The organism is Alteromonas sp. 14N.309.X.WAT.G.H12, assembly GCF_036697315.1.
GTDB lineage: Bacteria > Pseudomonadota > Gammaproteobacteria > Enterobacterales > Alteromonadaceae > Alteromonas.
This window is the reverse complement of sequence record NZ_JBAHZB010000113.1, coordinates 1-10,977: the sequence shown is the minus strand read 5'-3', so window position 1 is coordinate 10,977 and position 10,977 is coordinate 1. Positions and strand designations below refer to the sequence as shown.

Sequence of the window (10,977 nt, the reverse complement as noted above, 5' to 3'; positions counted from 1 at the left end):
CCTTAATACTCATGCAGTACGTAAAGTCATGCTATACCTCTTATTTGATGATGGTGACAGACTAGGCCCTGCCGCCCGTACGTTTATCGGAGAATTACGCCATCAAACAATGCATCTGCCTTCGGCCAACGGCATCGCTATCGCTCCCTTATCCTAAGGGAAAATAATTTACCCTATTGATGGCAGGCAAAACGTTGCTTGCCATCAACTTACAAGGTATAACTGGTTCTACCCAATAAAAATTATAAAAATAAAGGGCCGGTTTTGCCGTTACCGACTACACTTCATAGCCACAAACCATCACCATGCGCATTGGAAATATTCCCTTCTGCGATGAATGCAACGAAGATTTTCCAAGCAGGTTACTATGCCTCATAAAGTGATCCTACAGCACAGTAAAGCCAGTCTAAGAAAACGACTTATGCTGGCTACCGTTAGTTTGTCTTTTATTCTTATTAGTACCCTTTGTATTGTTGGTCACAGTATTTTATTGGAGATGGAGCAAGCCTTCGAAAAAGACACCTTTGACCGTCACAGCACATATGTTCTTTCAACGTTACCCCATATTGACTCCGCGTCTGATATCTTTATGCCGCCGGATGTGGTTGCTATCAGTATCGGTAATGAGCCACAATTTGGGGCCTCGAAAACACCCCTTTCCACCTTAATTCCTATTGCCATTTCCACAAACAATGGGCAGTTTTTTACCGTAAACCATCAACGCTATTATGTTCAAAAACACAGCCTTGAACGACAACAAGAACCGCTAATTATTATCTGGAAAGCCCGCGAACTCTCCGGTGTTTCGGCAAAAATTATCAATCAGTTGACGCTGGCCGGCTTGATCCTTTTCGGCCTTGCTGTTTGGATCGCCTTAATGATGTCAGCGTTTATTGTGAAACGCTTTGAACAAGCTAATCAAACACTGCAAGAATTAGCATTACAAGATCCTCTGACCCATCTTCATAACCGCGTGGCCCTGCTGGCCAGCAAGCATTTCACCGTGTCCCATGGCGCGCTGTTTTTTTTAGACCTCGACCGGTTTAGAGATATCAATGACGCGTTGGGACATGAAATGGGCGATCGCATGCTATTGTCCTTTGCCCAACGATTAAAAACCTTGGCCGGTCCCACCGCCCATACCTATCGCTACCGCAGTGACGAGTTTGTCATTTGGCAACCGGATATCGCCCAAGAAGACGTACTCAGCTACGCATTCAGGCTGCTGTATGACTGCCGAGAGCCCCTACAAATAGGCAACAGTGCATTTGAAATAGGCTGTAGTATTGGTATTGCCTGCCTTCCTGAGCATGGACACCGACCCGAGATGCTCCTTCGCAATGCGGAAAATGCCATGCACCGCGCCAAGAAACTTCGCTTAGGTGTACAGATGTACAACGAGCGCCTCGCCTATAACAGTACCATCAAGGTCACGCTTCGCAGTCAACTGCGTTCCGCACTACAAAATCAGGAATTTATTCTTTATTACCAACCCAAGGCCGAAATAACCAGTGGCCGTTTATTGGGTGTGGAAGCCATTGTTCGTTGGCAACATCCCGATGAAGGCCTGTTATCGCCGGGACTATTTATTGATCTGATTGAACAAAGCGGCATTGTTCACGCATTTACCCGCTACACCATCGAACAAGCGGTAAAACAAATACAGACCTGGTCATCGGAAGGTTACGCTTTACCGGTGTCCGTTAATCTGTCGGCGTATAATTTGATGGACAACGAATTCATTCCGTTTATTAAACATTGCATAGAAACCTCCGGCATCGATCCCGGCTTACTCGAATTTGAGCTTACCGAAAGCGCAACCATGGTTGATATTGCGGTAAGTAAACGGGTATTGGCGGCCTTTAGGGAAATGGGCATAAAAACCTCCATTGACGATTTTGGTACCGGCATGAGTTCCTTTGCCTATCTTCGTGAACTCAATATCAACACGGTGAAATTAGATCAGTCTTTTATTCGCGATCTTGAGCCGGATAACCGCACCGCAAAAATAATCGAAGGCATTGTGTCTTTGTGCAGAAGTTTAGACATTGAGGTCATTGCGGAAGGCGTAGAAACCGATGTCCATGCCCAACTACTCGTCACCCTTGATTGCCACTTTGCCCAGGGATACCTCTTTGGTAAACCCATGCCCGCATCGGATATCACTTTGCTAATACAAACAGCTAAACACTCACAGAATCGATTGTCTCACTAAGGACGTGATAGCCCCAAAAAAAACCGGGGTAGGTTTCCTTATTGGCGTTTAATTCGCTGCCATTTTCGAGTGATCTTAACCCTGTTTATTGTTGTAATAGGTACATCGAAATAAAACTAATAAAAAGGAACACGCTGTGCTAACAGTTTTACTGGTTGATGATGATCCTGAGTTTTCAGAAGTGGCATGTACCATTATCGAATTTTTGGGCCATGAGGTGTTAACTGCCTGCAACCTTGCAGAAGCCAGAGAATGGTTAACAAAAGAAACCTTTGATCATGTACTGCTAGACTTTATGTTACCGGATGGTAGCGGTGCACACCTGTTTGAAGAATTAAATGAACTGCCAAAACAGCCGCGCATCACCTTAATTACCGGGCACCCATCGGTAAAAAGTATTATCAAGGGCTTATGTGGTCCGAACATCGATTATCTGGTTAAACCCATTCAGCGGGAAGATATCGAAGCGGTTTTATCGACCAAAAAAAAGCCTTCCCCCACCCCGGAACCAAAAATAAAAAAGCATTTTGGTCATTTAATTGGTGAATCAGCCTCCATGGCCGAACTGTACAAGTTAATCTCCCGGGTGAGCCGAACCAAGGCCAATGTGATGTTACTTGGGGAAAGTGGCGCCGGCAAAGAAGTGGTTGCGGCTGCCATTCATGCCGCTTCACAAAGTGATGGTCCGTATATCGCCACTAATTGCGGCGCATTTTCAAAAGAACTTATTGGCAGTGAATTATTTGGCCATGAAAAAGGCGCCTTTACCGGTGCGGTAGGTAAAAAAGAAGGGGTTTTTGAACAAGCCGAAGGCGGTACCCTGTTTCTTGATGAAATCACCGAAATGCCCATCGACATGCAACCGAATCTGTTACGGGTTTTAGAAAACAAAGTGGTGATCCGTTTAGGCGGAACAAAAACCATCCCAGTGAACTGCCGGGTTGTATCAGCAACGAACCGTAAGATGGAAGAGATCGCCGAGAGTAAAGTATTGCGCGAAGATATTTACTTTCGACTGGCGGTTTTTCCCATCACCATCCCGCCTCTTAGAGAACGGCGAGAAGACATCGCCCTACTAGCGACCTATTTTGTGGATGAATTTAACAAAGATAACGGCACCCATTTTAAATGGGAAGAATCTCAGCTCGACACCCTCACCGCCTATGACTGGCCTGGCAATGTGAGAGAGTTACGCCACTTTGTCCATCGTGCCGGGATAATGAGTGATCCAGAGAGTAGCGAGATTGAATTACCTAAAACCATTGAATCTCCCTTTGCCAAAAAGCAATCAACCACATCGTCTCTTGCTGCGGGGCGCACCATCGAAGATGTGGAAAAAGAACTCATATACGCCACGCTAGAGAAGGTAAACGGAAACAAAACCCTGGCCGCTGAAATGCTGGGGATCAGTACCAAAACCTTATATAACCGACTTCATGCATACGGTGATCTGAGTAAAGATGACAGCTAGGGAGCAGGAAAAATGAACGAAGACGAGTTAGCTGATATTGCCAAATGGGTACACGATGCCCGTAAGCCGTTAAATCGCATATCCATGCAAGCGGAAATGGTGAAAATGGCCTTAAACGGTGAGATCCCAATTGAAAAAGCCACGCTGGCACTAGATAAAATTATCCATAGTACAAAAGACTGTAGTCAAACCCTTACCCACATGATGGAAGCGATCGGTGGGAGCAGTGCGGAATAAATAGCATGTTAAATAAACTTATTCAGTCGTTTTACAGTTGGATTGCACTGGTTATTGTTGTGCTTGTGGTGATCACAGGTAACGCGTTTTACGTTATCAATACCCTCGATGAGCTCACATCGCTAGAAGCCCGTCTGTTTGCCACAAACCGGGTCATTAACGTCACCAACCAACTTCATATGGCGGTACTCAGAGCAGAATCAGGACAACGGGGATATTTACTCACCCAGGATGAAGCCTACTTAGACGATTACACCACTACCTTGAATAAGTTAAATCAACTTATCGAAGACGTTGAAATGGCGGCGCTTACCTCAGAGCAGCCCGATCAAGACAGTAATATCGATGAGTTATTGCGCTTAACCAAAGCCAAAGTCAATGGCCTGATCAAAACCGTGGAACTGACCAAAAATGGCGATTATAAAGCTGCGCTGGCTATTGTGAATACCGACGTGGATCTGAGTTTGTACGATCAGTTTGAAAAGCGCTATAAACTGGTCGCCAGTTCTGAAAAAGAGATGCAGCAGACCCATCTAAGCAATCTCATGAAGTTACGCAAAGATTCTGTGAACACCCTGATCATCTCTGGGGCAACCACAGGCTTATTGGTGTTAACCATTATGTTTTTACTCAAAATGAATGTACGGGAAAACATGCGTCACCAAGAAGCCTTAGAAGAATATAATGAAGAATTAGAAGATAAAATTTCCGAGCGTACCCAAGAACTAAGAATATTCGCCGATGAGCTTTCACGAAGTAATCGAGAGTTAGAAGATTTTGCTTTTGTTGCCTCCCATGATCTGCAAGAACCCTTACGCAAGATCCGGGCATTCGGTAACCGGTTAGAAGCCGGTTACGAGGAAGTCATGGATGAACGAGGTAAGGACTTTCTCAAACGCATGCTCAATGCCGCCGAGCGTATGTCAATGTTAATTAGTGACTTACTGGCATTTTCCCGGGTATCTACCCGAGGTAAAGACTTCGAACAGGTGTCATTAAATAGCATTATGGAGAATATTTGCAGCGACCTGGAAATTGCCATTGAAGAAAGTCACGCCGCCATTCAGGTCGATGATTTACCTTCACTAAAATGTGATAAATCCCAGCTCGAACAACTTCTGCTTAACTTACTTTCCAATGCCCTAAAGTTTCGCCACGAAGACAAACCACCAGTGATCCATGTTGGCGTTAGAGCCCCCACCGAGGAAGAATTATCCACTATCTTGGTTAGAGACAGTTTTGACTGGGTCGCCATTACCGTAGAAGATAATGGTATTGGTTTTGAACAATCTTTTGCAGAGAAAATTTTTGCGCCCTTTCAACGGCTCCATGGACGTTCCGCCTATAAAGGCACCGGCATCGGCCTAGCCGTGTGCCGACGTATTGTGGAACGACACAATGGACAAATTAATGCATTTAGTGAACCGGGCAAAGGGGCACGGTTTGTGATTATCATACCGGTAAATGGCGAACCGTTTGCCACCCACAATGAAGGAATTGTCAGTAATGTCTCTTAAAAACGCCACGCCCATAAACATCCTCATGGCCGATGATGATGAAGATGATCGATTGCTTACCCTCGATGCCCTTAAGGAAAGTCGGGTATTAAATAATTTGTACTGCGTTGAAGATGGCGTGGAGTTGCTCGCTTTTTTACGTCAGGAAGGCAAGTACAGCGATCCCCAAACCGCCCCTCGCCCCAGTCTTATTTTGTTAGATTTGAATATGCCCCGCAAAGATGGGCGAGAAGCCCTGCAGGAAATAAAGGCTGATCCGTCATTACGAGGCATACCCGTTGTGATCCTAACCACCTCAAAAGAAGAAGAAGATATGTTAAGGGGTTACGATTTAGGGTGTGCGTCTTATATTACCAAGCCGGTCAATTTTGAAGGTCTGGTAGACTTGATGCGTGCACTGGGTCGCTATTGGATTGAGTTTGTCGAATTACCACACGATTAGTGGTTAAAAAGGGGTTACTGTGGCTGAGGTCATCCGTGTATTACTGGTAGAAGATGACGAAGATGATTATTTTCTTACTGCCGACTATATGTCCCAGTGCCCGGAGCCCCGGTTTCACATAACCTGGGTAACCAATGGTCAAGAAGCCATCGAGGTTCTGCAAAAGAAAACCTTCGACATTTGTTTACTCGATTACATCTTAGGGGCAGAAAATGCCCTCGATGTGTTAGCCTCATTTAAACAAGCCCGTATCACGGTGCCTGTGGTGATCCTCACGGGTCAATCCGACAATCAAGTGGATGAAATGGTCATGCGCGCCGGCGCAGCCGATTACCTCACCAAAAGTGAAATTGAATCTCCCCGCTTCATGCGCACCATGCGTTATGCCATGGTACGTCGGGAGATGGAAAATGAACGCATTGAAAGACACAAAATAGAGCAACAAAACAAAGCCAAAGATAAGTTTTTGGCCCATTTAGGGCACGAACTGCGCACCCCTCTCACCTCGATTCTTGGCTATACCGAACTCCTTCTCGATGATGAAGAAAATCACCAGATGAGCCAGGAGTTGTCCATCATTCATTCTAACGGCAAACACTTACTTAGCTTATTGAATGATTTGCTGGACATGTCCAGGATCATGGCAAATAAACTTGAATTGGCTCCTCAAGAAATCAACTTAAGTGCATTTATGACCGATGTACACTCGTTGATGAACCTCGCCGCTAAGGACAAAGGCTTGTCCATGGCCATTAGCTCAGAAACCAAGGTACCGGTATCCATTAACGCAGACCCTACCCGCTTACGACAAATTTTAATTAACTTGATCAGTAATGCAGTGAAATTTACCGATTCCGGGTTAATTACGGTCACCGTGGAAACTCTGCCTGTCCGCCCATTAGATGGTAAAGAGCTGTTGCTGTTTCGGGTAAAAGATTCGGGTATCGGTATGCCACCAGACAAGCTCGATGCGGTCTTTCATCCCTTTGAACAAATTGAAGATGTGATGCGAGCCAATCACGGTGGTGCCGGACTCGGCTTAGCCATATGCCGGGAATTGGTTTATAAAATGGGCGGAACCATTGATGTAGAGTCCGAGGTGGGCAAAGGCAGTGTTTTTTCCTTTACCCTTGATCCAGGAGAAATTCGTGACCAGCCCAGAGAATTTTTAAGCCTCGCCGCACCGAGTGTAAGTCACCATCACAAGCGTAATCTTCACGTGACAGGACGAGTACTCATTGTGGATGATTTGCGGGAACTACGGCGTCTCACCGGCTATATGGTCAGTCAATGCCATGCATCGGTGTGTTATGCCGAAAACGGTGTCAAGGCCCTTGAGGCCGTATTAGAAGCCGAACGTGCAGGTAAACCTTTCCATCTGGTACTCATGGATATCCACATGCCGGTAATGAACGGTATTGAAGCATTAAGCGCCATGCGTGAACGCCGCTGCAATGTGGCTGTGGTAGCCATCACCGCCGCCAGTAGAAAAGGGCTGCGCCAATCTCTCCTCGATGAAGGTTTCGATGATGTGTTAGGTAAACCCATCGACAAACCGGCCTTGTTAAAAGTGCTCGACAAGTACCTAATTACCACACCTAACCTTGCACAAAATCACGATAGAACAAATGGCGCCACCACAAAACATACGCCAGTAAAAGCCCCCAACGAAAATGACAACGTCAGTAAAAAAAGCGTGTTGCTGGTAGAAGATGATCATGATGCCGCCGAATTAATGGCACTCCTGCTCAATCACCTTGGTCATGACGTGACCATTGCCCATAACGGCCAAGAAGCCAAAAATATGGCAGAAAACCACGTATTTGATGCCGCGTTACTGGATTTATCCTTGCCGGATATGGGCGGCCTTACCCTCGCCGCGCAGCTGCAAAGTCAATCATCAACGCTGCCTATCTACATTGTAAGCGGGCGAGAGCCCAATGTAGACGAAATCGGTGATGTCACCTTAAGCGGAACACTGTTAAAACCGGTGAATAAAAAAGATCTGGCCGCCCTTTTTACCGCCTAAGTGTTGGCACACAGGCTAAACCATCTGCTTTTATCCTGTCGGTCTCTGCAAATATTACAATAGCTTTGTAATAAAATGGGTATCCTCTTGATGAAATCCACTTTTAAGATGGATTTATCCTAATAAATTCATAGATATAGAAAAACATCTTAGTTGGTATTGTAGTTGCACTACTTACTCTGAATTCATTGAGTAAGGAGATTTTTATCATGGCTACAACCACTGCCTCACCCAAAACCCGAACCACAGATACATCAGCGAGCGAAACCACTCACCCGTATACAGATAAAGCCCAGGAAACCTTGCATTCTTCCGTGGATAAGCTCGCCAGCTCTGCAGCCAAAGCGGAAGAAAATTTACGTGCAAGTGCAGCCGATTCTGCGGAGAATATGGCCGAGCGCAAAGCCCAATTAGATGCAAAATGGAAGCGTTCTGGCGTACGTAAATATGCCATTGAAAACCCCATTGCCACTGCGGGTATCGCCTTTGCAGCCGGCATGTTGGTAACGTCTTTATTACGTAAGAAATAAGTTATGACGTCGCTAAATGAAACGCCAGACAGGGTAAATCCAAAGAGCGATGACAACACAAACAGCCCGGCCAGTGATACTGGCCGGGCTGATTCTGATTATGGGCAGGAACCGTCCTTAGAGGAAGTTCTACAAAGTGCCAAATTTGCTTTTGGACAAAAGCAATCTGAAGTTGCTGCACTGTCAGAATGGATCGGTTGTGAAGTTAAACTGGCGCAAAAATCGCTTATAATTATGAGCCTGGCCACACTGGGCGCCTTTGTATTTGCTTGTTTCTGCTGGTTGGTGATTAATCTTGCTATCGCCATTGGCTTTCACAAAGCCGGATTACATTTTAGTCTCATTGCGCTGATCACATTTATGCTTAATCTGGTTGCGGCCTTCGGTGCATTTAGTCTTGCCCGCAATGCGTATCAACATGTCACACTCATGCCCACACTACGGGTTATCCTAGCCCAATTCGGTATAAAGGCCCAAAATGAGGATTAACCATGCAGCTACTTTTGAAAAAAGAACAGCAAAACAGAGATAAAGCGAAAGAAAAATTCATTATTGCGCAAAGAAGAAGTGACTATGCCCTTGAGCATGTTAAATTAAAGACTCGGCTACTGATTGCCAGACCCGCCGCACTATGTGCATTTTTTGCAGCCGGCGCAGTGAAAGGGGCCACCAGTAGCCATCCTAAGTCGAAGCGTTCACAAGCGTTAATTACCTTTGCGCGCACGGCATTTTTCAATTTTATTGGCTAGGATTCGTTATATGGATACGTCTTTGCTTCAATCTCGTCTTCGCCACGGGTTAATCGGTTTGGCTGCTGCTTCATCGATACTACTCACTGGGTGCGTCAATACACCCAGTCAAGAACCAACCCCTTATCAGCCAGCATTTCAGCATGATGGGTACGGCTATTCCTCTGTGCAACTTTCAGATACTGAATATCGCATCATGTTTAGAGCCACTCAAAACACAGATGCCTCTATGGTGCAGGAATATACCCTGCGTCGTGCTGCTCAAATTGCCCAACAACAGAGCTTTACCTGGGTAACCATTGCTAAAACCGATGTAGAACGTAAAGACACCTTGGGGCAACACCCGGAAAAAGCGAAAAAAGGCGATATTGACGCGAAGTACATCAACGCACAACAAAACTCACAATGTTCCATGTCAGGATGTGAAGAAATCGCTGATCCCTTCCCCAATAACCGCACCATGACCCTCAAAAAAGAGGTCATGAAAGATGTGTACTACTCTATTTTGGTACGTATGTCAGACGCATCAAGTCGTCCTGATCCCGATGCGTTCTCAGTCTCAGCCCTTTTAGCACCGCGTCCAGAATAAATCGGGGCAAAACCCCGACCCTTTCTCTTTTACAATTAGCTCTGTAATAACGGCGACCCCAAAAGGCTCGCCGCACACCCCGTCTCACCAAAGCTTTCATAGATAGCAAAAAGCCAATTAAATACAACAGCTTAAAAAAGTAGTAATAGGAGCGTGAACTTGGCCCACCATGTGCAATTTATCAAGCGTGTGTTTTGAGTTTTCCATGTAACGATGTGAGGAAGAAACTACAATGTCATCACGCTATCAAGTAATTACAATGCTGTCAGAAATGTGCAATGTGCTAAACGATGGATTCATTTTTTATCAACAAGGCATCACCCGCACATCTTATGACCGGGTTAGAGCTATGTGCACTCGTATGGTTGAAGAAAAGCGGCAAGCTATGGTGGATCTCACGGCCTTTATTTCCCCTGCAAGCGCCAAAATTGAAACAAGGTTACCGTGGGGAGAGAAGATAAAAACAGATTATCAGGCACTGCAAGACGCCCTTGCCCAAGAAAAGGAAGCCGTACTGTCGAAACGGCTCAATGACATAGAAAATCAGATCTTACAACGTTTCGATGAAATGTTAGATGCTAAGATCACTAACGAATGCGCTCAGGTATTACGAAAAATTCGTACGCGGATGCTTCAATGCCACGACGAATTAACCTTGCTGATGAAACAACTCTCCGCCTAACCTCATTTGATTGGCAAACAGTCACAGGCGATAAACATCGGATTAGTTATTCTTTAATGTTCATTGTGTTAGCGTGTTCAACCCAATCAAGAGTGCGGGTTTGCTCGTCCAACGTCCCCTTGGCATCCTCTAAAAACATCTGGCAAAAATAGTCGACACACTGAAAGGTGTCTCTGTATTTTTTCAGCTGTATTTCCATTTCGTGCATCGCATTGGAAAATTCAGAGTTGGATTTAGATAACTCATAATCACATTTAAGATAAGCACACAACACATCAGCCGCTTTTGCTAGTGCCACATGGATATCTTCTTTGTCTTGCTCTATCAGCGGTTGATAGCGCTGCCGCAGCGGTTCTGGCAACGTTTGCAGTAGCATGGCTTCAAACCGACGCTCAAGCTTTTTAATGGCCTGGGTCGTTTCCGGATCATGGTACTTGACCGGGCTGGGAATATCGCTCATTCCTGCAATTTCACTCCCTTCGTGAAAAATTGCCATGGATGCCACCCGATCAGGGT

Annotated in this window: 12 protein-coding genes; 11 read left to right on the top strand and 1 reads right to left on the bottom strand. The window is 45.6% G+C overall.

Annotated elements, in window-relative coordinates:
• Nucleotides 1-367 precede the first annotated feature (367 nt).
• The 11 genes from V5298_RS17800 to V5298_RS17750 all read left to right on the top strand — a co-directional run bounded on the left by V5298_RS17800 (nucleotide 368) and on the right by V5298_RS17750 (nucleotide 10,461).
• Nucleotides 368-2,215, top strand: coding sequence for a bifunctional diguanylate cyclase/phosphodiesterase (locus V5298_RS17800; protein WP_332932779.1), 1,848 nt, complete (start codon nucleotides 368-370; stop codon nucleotides 2,213-2,215).
• Between the two features lie 136 nt (nucleotides 2,216-2,351).
• Entirely contained in the window at nucleotides 2,352-3,686 is a 1,335-nt protein-coding gene (locus V5298_RS17795; protein WP_332932778.1) for a sigma-54 dependent transcriptional regulator, read from the top strand.
• Nucleotides 3,687-3,698: 12 nt separating this feature from the next.
• Nucleotides 3,699-3,923, top strand: a complete 225-nt coding sequence (locus tag V5298_RS17790; RefSeq protein ID WP_332932777.1) for a hypothetical protein — start codon at nucleotides 3,699-3,701, stop codon at nucleotides 3,921-3,923.
• Nucleotides 3,924-3,928: 5 nt separating this feature from the next.
• Nucleotides 3,929-5,440, top strand: coding sequence for a sensor histidine kinase (locus V5298_RS17785; RefSeq protein WP_332932776.1), 1,512 nt, complete (start codon nucleotides 3,929-3,931; stop codon nucleotides 5,438-5,440).
• A complete protein-coding gene (locus V5298_RS17780; protein WP_332932775.1) occupies nucleotides 5,430-5,882 on the top strand; it encodes a response regulator in 453 nt (150 codons plus the stop codon). The genes V5298_RS17785 and V5298_RS17780 overlap by 11 nt, the downstream gene beginning before the upstream one ends.
• Nucleotides 5,883-5,901: 19 nt before the next feature.
• Nucleotides 5,902-7,911 (top strand): response regulator, encoded by a 2,010-nt coding sequence (locus tag V5298_RS17775; protein ID WP_332932774.1) that lies wholly within the window; start codon nucleotides 5,902-5,904, stop codon nucleotides 7,909-7,911.
• Nucleotides 7,912-8,120: 209 nt separating this feature from the next.
• Nucleotides 8,121-8,441, top strand: coding sequence for a DUF883 domain-containing protein (locus V5298_RS17770; protein ID WP_332932773.1), 321 nt, complete (start codon nucleotides 8,121-8,123; stop codon nucleotides 8,439-8,441).
• A 3-nt stretch (nucleotides 8,442-8,444) separates the two neighbouring features.
• The gene (locus V5298_RS17765; protein WP_332932772.1) at nucleotides 8,445-8,930 is read left to right on the top strand and encodes a hypothetical protein; all 486 of its coding nucleotides are present in this window, start codon (nucleotides 8,445-8,447) and stop codon (nucleotides 8,928-8,930) included.
• 2 nt (nucleotides 8,931-8,932) lie between these two features.
• Nucleotides 8,933-9,190 carry a hypothetical protein gene (locus V5298_RS17760; RefSeq protein ID WP_332932771.1) on the top strand — a complete coding sequence of 86 codons (258 nt, stop codon included), beginning with the start codon at nucleotides 8,933-8,935 and terminating at the stop codon, nucleotides 9,188-9,190.
• 10 nt (nucleotides 9,191-9,200) lie between these two features.
• Nucleotides 9,201-9,779, top strand: a complete 579-nt coding sequence (locus V5298_RS17755; protein ID WP_332932770.1) for a CC0125/CC1285 family lipoprotein — start codon at nucleotides 9,201-9,203, stop codon at nucleotides 9,777-9,779.
• A gap of 232 nt (nucleotides 9,780-10,011) precedes the next feature.
• Nucleotides 10,012-10,461, top strand: coding sequence for a hypothetical protein (locus V5298_RS17750; RefSeq protein WP_332932769.1), 450 nt, complete (start codon nucleotides 10,012-10,014; stop codon nucleotides 10,459-10,461).
• 46 nt (nucleotides 10,462-10,507) lie between these two features.
• On the opposite strand, the gene yfbR is transcribed toward V5298_RS17750, so the two are convergent.
• On the bottom strand, nucleotides 10,508-10,977 hold a 470-nt coding region (gene yfbR, locus V5298_RS17745), incomplete at its 5' end, for a 5'-deoxynucleotidase (protein WP_332932768.1).

What these genes read in the sequence shown, in the direction of transcription:
- V5298_RS17800 (WP_332932779.1), top strand. Translation starts at nt 368, where the DNA reads ATGCCTCATAAAGTGATCCTACAGCACAGTAAAGCCAGTCTAAGAAAA.
- V5298_RS17790 (WP_332932777.1), top strand. Translation starts at nt 3,699, where the DNA reads ATGAACGAAGACGAGTTAGCTGATATTGCCAAATGGGTACACGATGCC.
- V5298_RS17785 (WP_332932776.1), top strand. Translation starts at nt 3,929, where the DNA reads ATGTTAAATAAACTTATTCAGTCGTTTTACAGTTGGATTGCACTGGTT.
- V5298_RS17780 (WP_332932775.1), top strand. Translation starts at nt 5,430, where the DNA reads ATGTCTCTTAAAAACGCCACGCCCATAAACATCCTCATGGCCGATGAT.
- V5298_RS17770 (WP_332932773.1), top strand. Translation starts at nt 8,121, where the DNA reads ATGGCTACAACCACTGCCTCACCCAAAACCCGAACCACAGATACATCA.
- V5298_RS17765 (WP_332932772.1), top strand. Translation starts at nt 8,445, where the DNA reads ATGACGTCGCTAAATGAAACGCCAGACAGGGTAAATCCAAAGAGCGAT.
- V5298_RS17760 (WP_332932771.1), top strand. Translation starts at nt 8,933, where the DNA reads ATGCAGCTACTTTTGAAAAAAGAACAGCAAAACAGAGATAAAGCGAAA.
- V5298_RS17755 (WP_332932770.1), top strand. Translation starts at nt 9,201, where the DNA reads ATGGATACGTCTTTGCTTCAATCTCGTCTTCGCCACGGGTTAATCGGT.
- V5298_RS17750 (WP_332932769.1), top strand. Translation starts at nt 10,012, where the DNA reads ATGTCATCACGCTATCAAGTAATTACAATGCTGTCAGAAATGTGCAAT.